Below are 16,992 nucleotides of genomic sequence, written 5' to 3' on the forward strand. Positions count from 1 at the left end.
CGCATCGACGTCCTCTTCGCCATGCTCCGCGACGGCACCTTCTACCAACCACCCACACCCGCTACGGCTTGACGAAAACCATAGAGGCACCTTTTGAGAAACCCCGGCCGCAGGCGCTCTCCGGGCGCCGCGGCGTGCTGGTGAGCTCGCACCGCTGTGGAGTCCACCAAAACGTCCCAGTCGATACGGCCTGCCGCGTCCTCGGCCGACTGCACCTTCGACAGCAACATTGCCCAGGTTCCATCCGCTGACCAGCGGCGATGACGCTTATAGACCGTCTCCCACGGACCGAACCGCTCCGGCAGATCCCGCCACTGCACCCCCGTCCGCACCCGGTACAGCACCCCGTTGATCACCTGGCGGTGATCACTCCACCGACCTCCACGCGCACCACCCGGAGGTAAGAACGACTCCAGCCGGTCCCACTCCGCATTCGTGAGGTCTCCGCGTCCCATATCGACCAGCCTGGCCCCAACACCCCACGCCCGTCAGGAGATCCGAGAAACAGCGCCTAGAGCTAGGGTTCGGCCTCGGGCAGATTTGCTGGCGACGACTGGAGCACGGGCAGAGCGGCGAGGGGGCTGTCCAGGAGCCGCGGGTCGGCGACGGGGGCCAGCACGGCGGTGCGGGCCGGGCAGCGCGACACCGTCCAGCCCGCGCAAGGCTCCGCATCCGCCTGGCCGTTCCATTCGACGGTATCTGCTTCGGCTTGCTGGCGCAGAGCTTAGTGAGCCTCTTTCATCTTGGGCTGTCGGGTGAACCAGGCTGGTCAGGGGCGGTGACGTGGCGAAGCCCCTCCTCGTTGGTGTGGTGATCTCACTCAACACGCCGACGGCCGGGGGCTTCGTTGGTTCCGTATCCTTCCACGCTCGATGTCCGGCACGAGCTGGTCGAGCGTGTCTCATGGCTCATCTACGTCCGAAGGTGTGAACGCCGCACTCGCCGGCGCAAGTTGAGCTGTTTGCGTCAGGCACAAATCGCCCTTGCCCACCTGCGCAAGAACGAGACGCTCGCCCACTTCAGCGCCGGGTTCGGCGTCTCCGAAGCGACGGCCTGGCGGTACGTGGACGAGGCGGTCGACGTCCTCGCCGCCTGGGCGCCCGGCCTGCGCGAGGCCCTGACCGGCCGAGGCGAGGATAATTTCGTGATCCTGGACGGCACTCTGATCCCCACCGACCGGGTCAAGGCGGACGAGCCGTACTACTCCCAGAAGCACAAGAAGCACGGCATGAACGTGCAGGTCGTCGCCGCACCCGACGGCACACCCCTGTGGTTCTCGCGGGCCCTGCCCGGACGCACTCACGACCACCTGACCGGCGCCCGTGCTCACGGCGTGATCGAGAACTGCCACACGCGACAGATCCTCGTCCCGGCCGACCGCGCCTACCAGGGCGCCGGCCCACCGTCCGTACCCCCTACTACCACCACCACGAACAGCCCGAGCACTACCAGCAGTACAACCGGGACCACTCCCGACTACGCGCCCCTGGCGAACGCGCCTTCGCACAGCTGAAAACCTGGCGCCTCCATCGTCGAGCCCGATGCTCGACCAACCGCATCGGACGCATCGTCGCCGCCGTCCACACCCTCCTGATCTGCGGATACGGAGGATGAAAGAGGTTCAGTGACGCACGCCAAGTCGCATGAACCGTTTGACGGACGATGGGTTTCGGTGTCGACGTGTGATGCATCCGCCCGGCATGCTCATGCAACATTGGCGGTCCCTCCTGGAAGCAGGCATCACCGGGCTTCCTCTGGCCGCGTCTGTCTGACCTGCTGTCATGCCTTCTCGTGCATTGAAGGAACGTCGAAATCGTGTTGTCGTATTAGACTTCAGGTCACTCGCGGGGGTGGCAGGAAGGTGGCACCGCCTGTCGTCAGTGACAGGGCCTTATTCGAGGAGGGCGGGTCGTTGGGGGAGGAGTTGCGGTTCGCTGTCTTGGGGCCGGTCAGGGCGTGGCGAGGTTCGGAAGAGGTTGAGCTGGGGTCGCCGCAGCAGCGTGTGGTGTTGTCGGCTCTGTTGCTGGCTGGGGGCTTGCCGGTTTCGAAAAATGAACTTGTTGATGCTCTGTGGGGGGTTAAGCAACCAGTTTCTGGTATTGCTGTGCTGCGGACATATATTCATTATCTGCGGAAAGCTTTGGAGCCTGACGCGACGGCTGAGACGTCCGTGATCCGTTCTGTCGGGGGTGGTTACCTGCTTCGTGTTTCAGGAAGTGTGTTGGATCTCAATGTTTTCCGGGAGCTGTCAGCTCTCGCTGATCAGGCCCGGCTTGCGGGGAAAACAGATGAAGCGGTTAAGTATTTTCGTGATGCTCTCAAGCTGTGGCAGGGCCCGGCCTTGGCTGATATTCGAGGCGAGTATGCGGAGGTTCAGAGGCATTGGCTGGGGGAGTTGCGTCTGTCGGCGGAGGCTTCTTGTCTCAGGCTCGAGACTGATCTCGGCGCGCATGAGGGGGTAGTTGCGGAGCTGAACAGGCTGATATCTGCTCATCCGTTGGATGAGCGTTTCAGGGCGGTGCTGATGTTGGCTTTGTATCGATCGGGCAGGCAGGCGGCAGCCCTCGAAGCCTATCGGGAGACGCAGGGTTTGCTCGCGGAGGATCTGGGTGTCGATCCCGGTCAGGAACTTCAGGTGTTGTACCATCGAATTCTGCGTGCGGACAATGAACTCCTCTGCTCGGTAAATCCTGTGCCTTCAGCGCCGGTCCAGATAGTCCCTGTTTCGGTGTCTCCTGCGCCGGCGCAACTGCCTCCGAGTCCGATCGGATTCGTCGGCCGGGATTCTGATCTGGGAAGTATTTCCCAGATCTCCCTCGCTTGTTCGGCAGCAGTGTATGCTATTTCGGGTATGGCGGGTGTGGGGAAGACCACCTTCGCGGTGTACTGGGCGCGTCAGATTGCTGACCGTTTTCCTGACGGCCAGTTATTTTTGAATCTGAGAGGTTTCGACCCAGGTGGTACGCCTATGCGTACGGAGCATGCGCTGCGGATGCTCTTGGAGTCGCTGGGCGCTGATCCTCATGGACTGCCGAGGGACATGGACGCGTTGACGGGCCGCTACCGAACCCTGCTTACCGGCAAGCGTGTGCTGGTCCTGTTGGACAATGCTCGTGACGCGGCCCAGGTAAGGCCGCTACTGCCAGGGGCGGACGGCTGCGTGGTTATTGTGACCAGTCGTAACCAGCTTCCCGGGCTGGTTGCTGTGGACGGCGCAGCCCCACTGAACCTCGATGTGCTCCCTGCGGCGGAGGCTCGAGCACTACTCGTCCGCCGTCTCGGGGAACATCGTGTAGCGGTTGAGCCCGACGCAGTCTCGGATATCGTGGCTCGGTGTGCTCGGCTGCCTCTGGCGTTGGCGATCATTGCGTCCCGCGCGGCCACACGTCCCTCTTTTCCGCTGTCAGCAATAGCCGATGAACTCCAGGCTAGTGCCAATGGTTTGGACGTGTTCAACGGTGGAGATGACGTCGCTGATGTGCGTGCTGTGTTTTCGTGGTCCTATCAGGCTTTGGACCCAGAGGCAAGCCGGTTGTTCCGCATGCTTTCATTGCACCCCGGGCCTGATATAAGCCTCCCGGCAGCAGTCAGCCTGGCCAATCTCACGCTTGCCCGGACGAAGCAACTCCTGCTGGATCTCACCCAGTTTCATTTGCTGGTCGAATCGGTTCCCGGCCGATACACATTCCACGACCTGGTTCGTCCCTACGCCATGGAGCTGGTTAACTCTATTGATTCCAAATCAGCGATTCAAACCGCACGGACTCGGATGCTCGACCACTACCTTCACACTGCAAGAGATGCCGACATGCTGACGTCCCTGGGGCGTCCGCTGATCTCTCTGCCGCCTCCTGCGCAAGGAGTGCGCGTTGAGGAGCTGAACGGAGATGAGAAGAAGGCTAGAGCGTGGTTCATCGCCGAACTGACGGTCCTGATGGCAGTCCTCAGAGAATCCGTCGTGCACAAGCAGGACTCTCACACATGGCAATTAGCCTGGAGTATGGCCAACCATCTGCATGGCCGTGGCATGTGGCGAGAAGAAGAGACTGTGCACCGCTATGCCATGGATGCTGCGTGCCGATTGGACAGCCGCACCGCCCTAGCTTATGCCCACCGTGGCCTCGGCAAGACAATGATAGGGCTTGGTCGCCTCGACGACGCAGTGACTCATGCTGAGCACGCCATCGAGCTGTTCACTGAAACCGGTGATATCAGGGCGCGGGCTGAAAGCTATCGCGCGTTGGCTTCGGCACTGGAACAGCTGGGCGACCTCGATGCAGCGCTGGGGGCCGCGCAGCAGGCACTCAGTCTATCCCGTGAGTCGGCTGTTCTCCACGGCGATGACGCCCGCAATCAAGTAGCCACAGCTTCCGCCCTCAACACGGTCGGCTGGTTTCTCACCCAACTCGGACAGCACCAACGAGCCCTCAACTACTGCTGGGAAGCCCTGGCCCTCTTCGAAAAACTCAAGGACTACGCCAATGCAGCGAACACATGGGACAGCATCGGATATGCCCACCATTGTCTCGGACATTATGACAAAGCTGTCACTAACTATCTCAACGCTATAGCGCTCGACCAGCAATACGGCAGCCCTCCCTGGCACGCCGTAAGTACCTTCGAACGCCTGGGCGATGCTTATCTCGGTGCCGGCCAACTGAGCTTGGCGCGCGCCGCCTGGACTGAGGGACTCAACACTATGGACTTGCTCGGTCACCCGGATGCTGAAGGTGTACGGACCAAGCTGCTCGAACTCAGGTCGCCACGTTGACCCACCACGGCAGTTCTGCGCTGGCTGGGGCACCACCATGCTAAAAGTTCAATTCTTACTGATTTATTCGTGAGTTCCGTGGGTGTGCTGGCTTTGCGAGTGGGAGGCTTTCGGGGTGGCTTATCAGTCCTCGCTTTCGGCTGCCGGCTCGTCTCTTCCTCCTTTGTCGCGGCCTCAGTTGGCGAAGGCACGGCGTGTTCGGGCGGTGGGTGTGTGTGCCGAGAGTGTGCGGCGTTGGCGTCGAGTGTGAGAGGAAGGCGGCGTTTCGGCCCTGCGACGGCGTGCGGCCACCGGTCGCCCGCCCAAGCTGGACGACGCCCAGGTTGAGCCCGTCCGGGCCGCGTTGGCGCGAGGAGCTCAGGCTCATGGTTTCGAGGCCGACCTGTGGACCCTGGAGCGAGTCGGCGCTGTCGTGGGGAGGATATCGGGGGTGGCGTTGTCGAGGGGCGTCGGTGTGGCGGCTGCTGACCGGCCGACTCGGATGGAGTCTGCAACGTCCCGAGCGCAGGGCGGTCGAGCGGGACGAGTCCGAGATCGCCCGCTGGATCGCACACGAGTGGCCGCGCATCAAAAAAAGGGGCCGTGAACACACGTGCCTGGATCGTCTTCCTCGACGAATCAGGTGTCTCCCTGCTCCCTCAGATCCGCCGCACCTACGCACCCCGGGGCCGGACCCCGCTGCTGCGGCACCGCCTGAGCTGGAAGCGGGCGCCGATGGCCGGGGCACTGGGATACCACTCCACCGATCCCGAACGAGGGGCCCGTCTGTGCTTTCACCTCAAGCCCGGCAGCTACGACACCACCGCCCTCATCGAAGTCCTCGAGCGGATAAAGGCGTTCTACCGCGGCGAGCACGTGGCGCTGGTCTGGGACGGCCTGTCGGCCCATTGGAGCCGGGCGATGCGCGCCTGGGTCGCCGAGCAGGACTGGCTCACTCTGGAGCGATTACCCGCCTACGCTCCCGAGCTGAACCCCGTGGAACTGCTGTGATCCTCGCTCAAGAAGCGTGAACTCGCCAACCTCGCCGGCGACCACCTCGCCGATGTCGCCGACGCCACCGAACAAGGCATCGACCGCATGAACCACAACCCACAACTGCCATGGTCCTTTCTCGCCTACACCGGCCTGACCATCCACCCAGCACGCCCACCGAACCTACGAAAAGATCAGTAGTCACCGCCCACCAGCAGCTCGGCGGCCCGATCGTCCTCATCTGGGACAACTGTGAGACTCAAGGTGCGCCGTCCGGGGCCAGGGTCTGGCCCGTGAGACAACTGTCCCAGGTTGCCTTGTTCAGGATCTGTCGGCCCGTGGTCCGGGGCGGCGGGCGTGTCCCGATAGGGGCCTTGCCACACAGGGCACCGTCACAGTTCTGACCGCTCACCGGCCCGACGTCGGCCATCAGCCCGCGTCGATCGAGGAGCCGCGTGACCGTCACCAGCCTGCCCCAGCCGACTCTGTCCGCACAGTCCGAAGAACCGCTGGCGGAGGACGTGATCCTGGGGGTCGACACCCATAAGGACGTGCATGTCGCCGCCGTGGTCACCGTGCTCGGGGTGCTCCTGGCCCACCAGGAGTTCCCGGTCACCGCTGTCGGCTATCGCCAACTCCTTTCCTGGGCACGCTCTTTCGGCGTCCTGCGCCGAGTCGGCGTGGAGTGCACCGGTTCCTTCGGAGCGGCTCTGGCACGCTTCCTGAGCCGGGAGAGCATATGCGTCGTCGAGGTCAACCAGCCCGACCGCGCCCTGCGCCGCAAGCACGGCAAGACCGATGCCGTCGATGCGGAGGCCGCGGCCCGCGCCGTTTTGTCCGGGCGCGCTGACGCCACGCCCAAAACCGGCGAGGGCCCGGCCGCCGACATGCGCGTACTGCGGCTGGCGAAGGAATCGGCTGTCAAGGCTCGCACGCAGGCGAAGAACCAGATCAAGGCCGTACTCCTCGGGGTCGATCCCGTGCTGCGCGAGGCAATGTCGGACCTCAGCAACACGGCCCTGATCGCCGCTTGCGCCGATCTGCCCGACACTGGCAACGCCGCCGTCTTCACGCTCCGGCTGCTGGCCCGGCGCATCCAGCAGCTGACCTCTGAGGTGAAGGAACTCGCCTGCCGGGTCACCAAGGCCGTTCGTCGTTGCCGGCCGGAACTCTTGGAGATCATCGGGGTTGGACCTCACAGCGCCGCTGCCCTGTTGATCGCCGCCGGCGACAATCCAGAACGGATGACCAGCGAAGCATCGTTCGCCGCTCTATGCGGCGTCAGCCCAGTCGAGCAGTCCTCTGGAAAGACGCAGCGACGGAGGCTGAACCGCGGAGGAAACCGGCAGGCCAACGCTGCCCTCTACCGCATCGTCATTACTCGCCTTCGCCGTGACACCCGCACACGTCTCTACCTCGAACGACGCACCAAGGAAGGCATGTCGAAACGCGAGATCATCCGTTCCCTCAAACGCTACGTTGCTCGCGAGATCTGCGGTCAGATCCAGCGGACGCCAGCTCTTGGCGCCGCATCTGCTGCCGCTTGACGCAACACAGGGGCATCCTCAACGTCCACCTCACCGCCGGGATGTGGCAGTTCATCGCCGGGCGGGACTGGCTGACCGTCTACCAACTGCCGTCCTACGCGCCGGACCTCAGCCCGGTGGAGGGCATCTGGTCCCTGCTGCGGCGCGGCTGGCTGTCCAACACTGCCTTCACCACGCCGGAGCACCTGATCCAGACCATCCGCCGCGGTCCGAGAGCGATCCATTACCGGCCCGACCTGATCGACGGATGCCTGGCCGGAACCGGGCTGTCACTCACCCCCACGACAACCCGAGTTCAATCTCAGTAACAGGGAGGTTACTTTTCACCCGCCGGAATCAGCTCATATTTCAAGCCTTACACCCGAAAGCGCCAACTTCGCCCCCGTGGGGGAAGTTGGTAATTTATTCGCATGGTGTGCCTGTATGGGTTGACAGCCTACTGCCACAATATGCCCTCGCGGAGGCCTGCTGCGGCTGTGGAGGGAGTCCGGGGCTCGCGCGATTTCTTTTCTTGGCGCTGCGCCATTTCACCAAACTTCGCGCGCGCGATGGTTATCAATCCATCGGATGACCGGAGCGGACTTGCGTCTGGATGGTCGTAGGATATTAGTTGGGAGTTGCGTAGGACGGAAACAACAATTTCCGCAACATCCCTAATGTTCCTACCGACTTCGTGCATTGCTACCGGGCGCTCTATGAGCTCGAGTCCAGTGCCTTGCTGAATTAGATCGTCAATGACAGCGCCAGCACTAGGGCTTATACATGACAGCCCTAGCAGCCGTCCCGCTGCGCTGGCACTGGTGATAACTGCGTCCGCGCCAGACTGTCGAAGAAGAGAGGCGTTCTCCTCTTCTCGCACTGCCGCGATAATCTTCGCATGGGGATTGAGTTGCCGTGCGCTCAGGGTGATAAGAGTTGCCGTTTCGTCGTGGTGAGTGGCGATGATTATTTGCTTAGCGCGGTGCATTTCCGCGCGAACGAGCACTTCGCTACGTGTCGCATCGCCCGTCAAGGCTGCATATCCATCAGAAATTGCGGTGTCGGTAGCGTGAGGATTCGGGTCAATGATAACTACATTTTCCGCCCTGAGGCCTGTGGTGCACAAAGTCTGTAGCGCGGATCGGCCTTTGGTGCCATAGCCGACGACAACGGTGTGATGCTGCAATTTTGACCTCCAACGTGTTAGGCGCCACTCTTCGCGGGTGCGCTCAGTAAGTGCCTCCAGGGTGGTCCCGACTAGAATGATGAGGAAGATAATCCGCAACGGAGTAATGGTCAAAATGTTAACTAGGCGTGCAGAATCACTCCGCGGAACTATATCTCCGTAGCCCGTTGTGGAAAGACTAACGGTTGCATAATACAGGGAATCCAGCAGTCCGACTCTATTGTCTGCCGCGTCGTAGTATCCTTCACGGCCTACATATACAATGAGTACTGTCAGTAACAGTACTGAAAATGCTCCGAAGAGTCGACGACAAACCTGCTCAAGAGACTTTGGCGATCGCCGCTTAGCCAGGCGCAAACGCGCCGAAACAGCTGTTGGGTGCGGATGCGGTAGCTGAGCTCTCGCTCTGTGCCATATATGGTGCTCCACTTGCGGTCTTGCCTTCTTTCGATCCTAAAACGCTTCTTCGCCTACTGCTTTCATTCATCCATTCGATCCATACAACGAAGCAGGGCCAGGAACAGTTCATCAGCGCGCCCGCGGTAAAAGCTGACCTTGAAGGTGCCCCCGTACCAGTGGGTGGTCCGTGTGCTTGCAGGGCATCAGCAGGTGATTTCAGCGGGTGGCCTGATGGGGGCCAAGCGGTTCTCGGTCGTGTCCCTTGGTGTGGTGTAGCTGATCATTCGGTGATGCAGGGCAGGCGGGTGGCGTTGTCCGGATAGAGGCTGTCCATGCTCTCGATGGAGGTAGCGGCGGGGGAAGGCGATCCACTCGTCGTGGAGCTCGACGAGGACGGCGGTGGCGAGCCGGTCGACGGCGTCGGTGTTCGGGAAGACCTGGACGACGTCGGAACGGCGTTTGATCTCCCGGTTCAGTCGCTCGAGCGGGTTGGTTGACTGGATCTTCTTCCAGTCCTGGTGGGGGAAGTCCGCGAACGCGGTCAGGTCCTCCTTCGCGTCGAGAAGCATCTCTTTGCCCTTGGGGAACTGCTCGCCGAGCGTGTCCGCGACGGTGTCGAGGTGGACGCGGACCGCTTCGGCGGTGGGCTGGGCGAAGAGCGTGCGGATCGTCGCGGCGACCATCTCCGCGGCTCCCTTCGGGATCACCGAGAAGACGTTGCGGACGAAGTGGACACGACAGCGCTGCCAGGCGGCGCCGAGCATGACCTTGCGGATGGCCTTGACCAAACCGCTGTGGCTGTCGGAGATGACGAGACGGGCACCGGTCAGGCCGCGTTCCCGTAATGAGCGCAGGAACTCGGTCCAGAACGCTTCGGTTTCGCTGTCGCCGACCATGACGCCCAGGACCTCACGGCCCCCGTCCTCAGTGACGCTGGTGGCGATGACGACGGCCTGGGAGACGATCTGGTGGTTCACGCGCGCCTTGACGTAGGTGGCATCGAGATAGACATAGGGGAAGCGGGTGTGATCCAGCGGCCGGGTGCGGAACGCGTCGAGTTGTTCGCCGAGGTCCGCGCAGATCCGGGAGACCTCGCTCTTCGATATGCCGGTGTCCGAGCCGAGGGCTTTGACCAGGTCGTCGACCGAGCGGGTGGAGACACCGTGGACGTATGCCTCCATGACGACCGCGTAGAGGGCCTGGTCGATCCGGCGCCGACGCTCGAGCAGGCTCGGGAAGAATCTGCCGGCCCGCAGTTTCGGGATCGCCAGCTCCAGGTCTCCGGCCTGCGTGGTCACGGTCTTCTCCCGGTGCCCGTTGCGCCAGGTGGTGCGGGTGTCGGTCCTCTCGCCCCACTCCGCACCGATCCGAGCAGTGGCCTCGGCCTCGATCAATTCCGGCAGCAGCCTCTCAGCGACCTCACGGACGAGTTCAAGACCATCTGCCGAACGTAGTGACTCAAGCAGGCGAAGTGGGTCATGCTGGGACAAGGCCACCGGGCACCCTCTTGGACCGAACTGGCAGTTCCCCAAGGACAGTTGCACGCTGGCCTGCCCCGTTCTCAGGGAGCATTCACCGGCAGTCGATGCACGCGAGGGCACGGAAACGGCGCACTTCCCCGCCAAGATTCGTTACACCACTCCGCGGGACGCCATCCGGTTCTCCCCGAGTGAGGTGCAGTTTTCCGATGCGGTGTGATGGTAATGGTGAGTTCAGTGAGACCCAACCGTGGCAACAGCTGCTGGTCGACCGGGCATGTCGGAGCAGCGGATCTGAGCTTGTCGGTGTGAGGTCTCAGGAGATGCTTGACCGTTTGTGCTCTGGACATGGTTGACACGTTGGGCTGAACGTCCGTCAACTTCGGCCCCGCGTTGAAGCCGAGGGTGCTTCGCTCGGTGGTCGTGGATGTACAGCAGCTGGCCGAGTACCGCTACCGGGCTGTCCGCGAGGTCCTCGGCGGGTCTCCAATCGGTGAGGTCGCCGCCCGGTACGGCACCTCACGTCAGACGTTGCACAGCTGGCGGCGGCTGTTCGAGCAGGAGGGCATGCCCGGCCTGCTGGACCGCTCCCGGCGCCCGCGGAACAGTCCCACCCGCCTGTCGGCCGAGGTGGAAGCCGAGATCTGCGAGCTGCGTCGCCGGCATCCCCGGTGGGGTGCCCGCCGGATCGTCCACGAACTTGCGGGCCGCGGGATGGAGTCGGCGCCGTCGCGGGCCACGGTCCACCGGGTGCTGTCCCGCAACGGCCTGGTCCGCACCCAGGAACAGCAGCACCCGCGCAAATACCGCCGGTGGCAGCGTGAGGCGCCCATGCACCTGTGGCAGATGGACCTGGTCGGCGGGGTTCCGCTGGCCGACGGCCGGGAGTGCAAGATGGTCACAGGCATCGACGACCACTCCCGCTTCGTCGTGATCGCCTCCGTCGTGGCTGTGCCCAGCGCCCGCGCGGTGTGCTCGGCCTTCGCAGCCGCGATGCGCCGCTACGGAGTGCCCTTCGAGGTCCTGACGGACAATGGCAAGCAGTTCACCGGCCGCCATACTCGCCCCCAGCCGGTGGAGGTGCTCTTCGAGCGCATCTGTCGGGAAACCGGCATCACCCAGCGGCTGACCAAGCCGCGCTCACCCACCACTACAGGCAAGATCGAACGCTTTCACCGCACCCTGCGCGAAGAGTTCCTCGATCACGTCGTGCCGTTCGAGTCGCTGGCCGCGGCCCAGGAAGCGATCGACGGCTGGGTGCACGCATACAATCACCAGCGCCCGCACCAGGCCCTGAACATGGCCACCCCCATCAGCCTCTTCCGGCCTCACACCGCCGTCGGCCGCGATGACCAGCATCCCGAACAGGCCGGCCCGGAACCGGAGTTGTTCGTCGAGGTCGTCGAACCGCCCGTCCTGCCGCCGCAGGGCACCGCGATCGAGTTCGAGGTGCGGGTGCCTCCCAGCGGCGAGATCACCCTGGTGCCGGGCAGGCAGCGAGTCGGTATCCACCAGGCATTGGCCGGCAGGACGCTGACGGTCTGGGCGAACCACCGCAGCGTCCACTTCCTCCTCGACGGGCACCTCGTCACCACGGTCCCGTCCCGGCTGCGGCCGGAGGATCTCGCCTACCTGACCATGCGCTACGGCGCCCTCCCGGCTGGTCCCGAGCCCGCACCCGCCGCCCTGCCCAGGGCCCGCAGCGGCACGGCCATTCTTGCCGCCGGCGAACCCGTCGAGGTCGACCGCAAGGTCCATCGCGACGGGCTTGTCAGCCTGGCCGGCGGCCGCTCTCAGGTCGGATTCGCCCTCGCCGGCCGCACGATCACCCTCCGTCTCGACGGACACCTCATGCACGCCATCGCCGACAACGCCCTGATGGGAACGTGGCCCTGCCCCGTTCCGGCCGACCGTCTGGGGCAGATCGACGGGGCACGGACGGCAACCTCCCCGCTGCCGCCTCCGCCCCTGCCTGCTGGTGCTATCCGGGCCCAGCGCAAGGTGCATGCGAGCGGCCGCTTCATGATCAACGGCCAGTTCATCAAGCTCGGCCCGCGGCATGCGGGAAAGATCGTCACCGTGGTCATCGAGGACACCCACTACCGGATCCTGCACGGGGAGGACGAACTCGCTGTCCGCCCCCGCAAGAACCTCAGACCGATCACCAGGCTCTACGTCAAAGGCATGGGCACCCAGAAGGACCGTCAAGGATCTCCTGACGACAAACCGTCAAGGAAGTCCTGAGACCTCACACCGACACTGAGCTGAGAAGCTGTGTCAGAACCGGTGATCTGTGACGTTCTGTAGTGGATGTCGGAGTCGTGCTCAGCGTGAGCGGCGACTACTACTTACCTTGGCGGGAGGCGTCTTAACTGCATTCGCTGAAGCGGACGTTTGTGGTCCTGGCGCTGCCGAAGCAGACCTCTTGCCTCCCGCTCCAAGCGGGTGAAGGGAAGCCGTTGCGGCAACGACAGCGGAGCCGAGACCGCTGTGGCTCTGGATTGCGTCGGCCAGTCGTGAGGGATCGTAGCCGAGCTCCTTGGCCATAGTGACGGCTTCATGTTGAGCTGTCTTGTCTTGCCGAGCCTCAATGCGTGCTTGCTCGTAACGCAGCGAAGCCACCCGTGCTGTTTCCTGGTCAGTGATGTTCCTCGCGGCAGCCTGGGCTGGAGATACAGGTACTGGCGCGGAAACAGATCTCGGATGCTGCATCTGGCCGGCGAGCAGTTGAACCTTTCCTGCGACCTGCAGCATCCGCTGCTGAAGCGCTGTCGTGGGATGTGCTTGCGCCACCTCCGTCAGGACCTCGCGCAGGGTCTGTTCCATCAGCTCTTCCCTCTGCTGCTGGAACCGCTCGCGCTGCCCTACCTCTTGTAACTGGCTCCTGAGGCTCTGCTGCATCTCAAGCTGGGCATCTGATGGTGTCAGCCGCTCCAGTAACCGGTCACCAAGCCCCGAGAGCTTGTCTGCCAGCTCCTGCATTCCCGGCTGCCGCTCCCGCTCGCTCCTCAGCACCTGCAGCCGGTCAAGGTGTTCGTCCGGCGACGCTTCCGGTTGGAGCTCTGTCCATGCCTTACGCCGTGCCAACGAATCCTCGCGCTGCCTCAACTGCTTCTGCAGCTGCCCGAAGACTCTGCCCAGCTGCTGTTGTGCTCGATTCATTTCATGTTCTACCGGTACGGTCATGACAGGCATCATCCCTTCGTCCATGCAACGAGTTGCTGATCCGTGCAGTTCAAGATTTCGAGTGCCTGTAATCGCGCAACCGATGGAGGACGACGCCGAATCGGTGATCGGCTGGATTCAGACGGGCCCCACGCGCTGACGGCCAACGTGCTGTCCAAATGCTGCAGGGACTGCATTTCCGGCAGGGCCGTTGGTGACGTGGAGGACACGGAGGAGCAAGACAGTGAGCCTCTTCAGCCGCTCGTCCGGCGAGTGAGGGTCCCGAGTGTGTTGACGAAGCCTCCAAGCAGGGCAGTTGCTGTCTTTGCCGGGCCGAGCTGCCGAAGCGACGTCACCCGATCGGTGGCCACTCTGAAAAGGCTCAGTGGTCGGCCGTCGGCGAGGTCCAACGGCTGATCGCCGGGATCAGCGCAAGGCGGCCTGGGCCAGTCGGATCGTCTGTGGCTGCTGCATCCGGAGGCGTATGGGCTTGGGCTTGGCAGCCGCTTTCATCGGTTCGACGGGGTGTGGCGTGGTGCGCGGTGGCCGGGGAGGACGGGTGAGGCGGCGGACCATGAGGGTGATGAAGGTCCAGGTGATGTGGGCCTCGCTGTGGGAGATCAGACGCTCGTAGTCGCGCACGTTTCTCCTGGCTCTCATGATCCACGAGATCGCCCGCTCGACACGCCACCGCTTCGCCAGGACGGCGAAGCCGTCCTGGTCTTTGCGGCGGGGCACCGTCTTGAGCGTGATGCCGAGGAAGGAGTGGGACCAGTCGACGAGGGTCCCGCCATAGGCGGAGTCGGCCCAGGCTGCGGTGATTTCGGGGTGGGGCAGGCGCAGGCAGAACAGTTGGTCGCGGGCGGGGATGCTGTCGTGCGGCGAGGCTCTGGTAACCATCACGGCCAGAGCCATGCCGCGCATGTCGACCGCCAGGTGCCGCTTCCTGCCGTTGATCAGCTTGCCGCCGTCGAAGCCGCGGGTGTCCTGACCCACGGTCGCGGCACCCTTGACGGACTGGGAGTCCAGGATCACCGCTACGGTGCGGGGATTGAGGCCGTCGTGGACGCGGACCATCTGGTGCAGCTCGGCAAAGATGCGGGCCAGGTCTCCGCTCGCCCGCCACCTTTGCATGAGGGGCGACGATCCCGGTGATGAAGTTGGTGACCCGGTGCAGTTCCGCCTGGAAGATCGCCCGCTCGTAGGAGATCCAGACCTCGCCCTCCTCTGACATCTCAAAGCCGTCCCGCCTGCTGTAGGTCACCGGGGGCAGGCCCTCCTTGACCGCGACCTTCCGCAAGAATCTCAAGCCCGCCCAGACTTGCGACGGCGTGCGTTTGGTCGCCCGGCACAACTGCGCGAGCGTCAGCCCCGCCGGCCGTGCCTCCTGCAGAGCCTTGGATACCGCCTGGCCGTGGACATGGGCGGGCAGACCCGCCCCCATGACTACTAGCCCCGTAGCAGCTGGGCGAGCTGTTCGTCGAGGTCGACCTGACCGGTCGCGGCCGCGGTCTCGATCCAGTCGGCCGTCGCGCGGATCTTCTCCGAGTGGTTTTCCAACACCTTCGTCTGGGTGTCGGTGAACTCGTGCCCGCGCAGCTTCGGGACCAGCCGGGCGGCCCCGGCGATGAACCCCTGGCAGACGGCGATCAGGTCGGTGAACTCCATCGACCTCCGCCAACTGTGAACCAGGCGGGCCGGATCGTCGAACGACTCGCCCTCCTCGCCGAAGGCGTCCTCGTACTCCTCGTCGAACTCGTCGTCCTCCAGCCCGGCCTGCTCGAACTGCGCCTCGTTCACGTTCTCCCGGGCCTCAGCATCACGCATCGCCCTGAACGCCACCTCTGGCCGGCGCAGGAAGTCGGTTGCCACCTGCGCCGCCACCGCCTCGTCATCACGCGCCAGCTCACGAATCGCCTCGACCTTCTCCTCGGTAGTGACCGGGACCTGGACCTCTTCGGTCTTCCAGCCCACCACCTTCTTGGCCACCTCAGCACTCCACCGCCGCCGGCCGGTGCGCTCGCTCAGCGGCGGGTTCCGGATCAGCTCGAACCGGTCAGCAACCGACGCCAGAATCCGGTGCACCTCCCAGGAGACCCCCGCCTGCCGGTGCTCGACAGGCCACTGCGCGGCCACCCACCGCTGCGTCCGGACCGTGTAGAAGGACAGCCCGATCTCGTCAGTGAATAACCGAAACGACTCCTCCACACCCTGGTCACCCTCGTCGAGTGGCAGGTGACCGCCGTGCCCGCGCAGCGGCTCCAGTTCCAAAGCCGCGTCCCCGAGCCCGAATTGGCAGCGGGTGTCCTCCTCCACCATGTCCAGAGAATCGGCCACGAACTCGTCGTAACGGCTCCGCGTGACCTTCCCGACCTCTCCACCATTGGGGCCATGGCGCACCACCCGGCGCGGGCCGAAGCGTCGGCGTCCTGCGTCGGCTGCGGAGCCTCGGCCCGGCGATGCGCCCAGACTCCACCTCACACCATCAACATCATCAGATACTGAGCCAAAATCACCGAATCCAGACCCTGTTGAGCATCCTCAACATCTACCCCCGGCCAGCCCCACTGACAGCCCTTCAGTTACGGAACGTCACAGATCACCGGTTCTGACACGGCTTCTGACGCCGCAGCATGTTGAGCTGCTGAGTGAGCACCCGAAGTCTGCGATTGATCACACTTTCGGTCAATTTGTGCCGCTGTCGGCCATCGTAGGCTGACACCCGCGTGAAGACATCGCCCACCCCTAGGGCGGCATCCTGGTATCCGTGTGCGCCCGCAGTGCGGCAGCGTCCCGTGAGTTTGAGTGTGGCTACGGATGAGACCCCTTCGCCGCCGGGACGGGCGGTTGACGACTCAAACCACCGGCACGCACGCTCTGGTAACTCTTCTGCCTTCGCACTCGACTTGCGCACGTGAGCGGCGGTACAAACTCCTGCCTCATCAACGCGTGCATGGTGCTCGTGTAGCGTGCGATGACACGCCCTCGCACGCGACTCGCAGCCGCTTCGGCATAGCGTACTCAAGCCGCTGTTGGGACTGGCCTGCTCGCCGAACCGCAGGCACTACGAGCGCCGTATTGAGGTTGAGCGCTGTTTGAACCCACTACGTGGTGCCGCGCGATCGCTACCTACCTGTGTGGAGACGGGTATCTCGGCAAGTCTCGATACGGCGGTCTGCAGGATGCGCTGCCTGCGCGCGGAGCGTAGTTCTCGCCCCCAGTCCGCTGGAAGGTCATCGCGCCTGCCATCTACAGACTGTCAGTCTCTTGCGTTTAGACCGACAGTCTCTTATCTTGATGGCGCGACGATGCTCGATCTCACCGCGTGTTCGGCCAGCGTTGACGTGTACCAGGCGCGCCGGTGTGAAGGCGAGACGTACCCATCACTACAGCTCGGGCGTCGAGCCCGGCACGAGCAGAGGATTAGGTCATGTCGAACAAGGTTGCGCTGGTCACGGGGGCTTCCTCGGGTATCGGTGAGTCCACCGCGCTGCG

9 protein-coding genes and 4 pseudogenes are annotated in these 16,992 nt (G+C 63.7%); 7 read left to right on the forward strand and 6 right to left on the reverse strand.

The window, feature by feature from the left end:
• Nucleotides 1-113 precede the first annotated feature (113 nt).
• Nucleotides 114-455, reverse strand: a pseudogene (locus tag ABT070_RS45040) (IS5 family transposase); the annotation flags it as partial.
• 352 nt (nucleotides 456-807) lie between these two features.
• Between ABT070_RS45040 and ABT070_RS45045 the strand changes: the two are divergent.
• The 6 genes and pseudogenes from ABT070_RS45045 to ABT070_RS45070 form a co-directional block, all read left to right on the forward strand.
• Nucleotides 808-1,614, forward strand: a pseudogene (locus tag ABT070_RS45045) (transposase family protein).
• Nucleotides 1,615-1,912: 298 nt separating this feature from the next.
• Nucleotides 1,913-4,771, forward strand: a complete 2,859-nt coding sequence (locus tag ABT070_RS45050; RefSeq protein WP_351769057.1) for an AfsR/SARP family transcriptional regulator — start codon at nucleotides 1,913-1,915, stop codon at nucleotides 4,769-4,771.
• A gap of 365 nt (nucleotides 4,772-5,136) precedes the next feature.
• Nucleotides 5,137-5,313 (forward strand): annotated as a pseudogene (locus ABT070_RS45055) (winged helix-turn-helix domain-containing protein); the annotation flags it as partial.
• A 40-nt stretch (nucleotides 5,314-5,353) separates the two neighbouring features.
• A complete protein-coding gene (locus tag ABT070_RS45060; protein WP_351769059.1) occupies nucleotides 5,354-5,761 on the forward strand; it encodes a transposase in 408 nt (135 codons plus the stop codon).
• 437 nt (nucleotides 5,762-6,198) lie between these two features.
• A complete protein-coding gene (locus tag ABT070_RS45065; protein ID WP_351769061.1) occupies nucleotides 6,199-7,290 on the forward strand; it encodes an IS110 family RNA-guided transposase in 1,092 nt (363 codons plus the stop codon).
• 17 nt (nucleotides 7,291-7,307) lie between these two features.
• Nucleotides 7,308-7,598, forward strand: a pseudogene (locus ABT070_RS45070) (transposase); the annotation flags it as partial.
• 128 nt (nucleotides 7,599-7,726) lie between these two features.
• Here ABT070_RS45070 and ABT070_RS45075 read toward each other — a convergent pair.
• Both ABT070_RS45075 and ABT070_RS45080 read right to left on the reverse strand, forming a co-directional pair.
• Nucleotides 7,727-8,872 carry a potassium channel family protein gene (locus ABT070_RS45075; protein ID WP_451103066.1) on the reverse strand — a complete coding sequence of 382 codons (1,146 nt, stop codon included), beginning with the start codon at nucleotides 8,870-8,872 and terminating at the stop codon, nucleotides 7,727-7,729.
• A 185-nt stretch (nucleotides 8,873-9,057) separates the two neighbouring features.
• Nucleotides 9,058-10,350: an IS256 family transposase gene (locus ABT070_RS45080; protein WP_351769071.1), complete on the reverse strand. Its 1,293-nt coding sequence runs from the start codon at nucleotides 10,348-10,350 to the stop codon at nucleotides 9,058-9,060.
• 399 nt (nucleotides 10,351-10,749) lie between these two features.
• Here ABT070_RS45080 and ABT070_RS45085 point away from each other — a divergent pair, with 399 nt between their 5' ends.
• A complete protein-coding gene (locus tag ABT070_RS45085; protein WP_451103064.1) occupies nucleotides 10,750-12,576 on the forward strand; it encodes an IS481 family transposase in 1,827 nt (608 codons plus the stop codon).
• A gap of 81 nt (nucleotides 12,577-12,657) precedes the next feature.
• Here the strand turns inward: ABT070_RS45085 and ABT070_RS45090 are convergent, their stop codons facing one another.
• The 3 genes from ABT070_RS45090 to ABT070_RS45100 form a co-directional block, all read right to left on the reverse strand.
• A complete protein-coding gene (locus ABT070_RS45090) occupies nucleotides 12,658-13,518 on the reverse strand; it encodes a hypothetical protein (protein WP_351769067.1) in 861 nt (286 codons plus the stop codon).
• 405 nt (nucleotides 13,519-13,923) lie between these two features.
• On the reverse strand, nucleotides 13,924-14,631 hold the full coding sequence (locus tag ABT070_RS45095; protein WP_451103062.1) for a transposase: 708 nt from the start codon (nucleotides 14,629-14,631) through the stop codon (nucleotides 13,924-13,926).
• A gap of 315 nt (nucleotides 14,632-14,946) precedes the next feature.
• The gene (locus tag ABT070_RS45100) at nucleotides 14,947-15,834 is read right to left on the reverse strand and encodes a DUF6192 family protein (protein ID WP_351769069.1); all 888 of its coding nucleotides are present in this window, start codon (nucleotides 15,832-15,834) and stop codon (nucleotides 14,947-14,949) included.
• Nucleotides 15,835-16,992: the final 1,158 nt, after the last annotated feature.

It is taken from the genome of Streptomyces sp. NPDC002884 (assembly GCF_040295245.1).
In the GTDB taxonomy this organism is placed as follows: Bacteria; Actinomycetota; Actinomycetes; order Streptomycetales; family Streptomycetaceae; genus Streptomyces.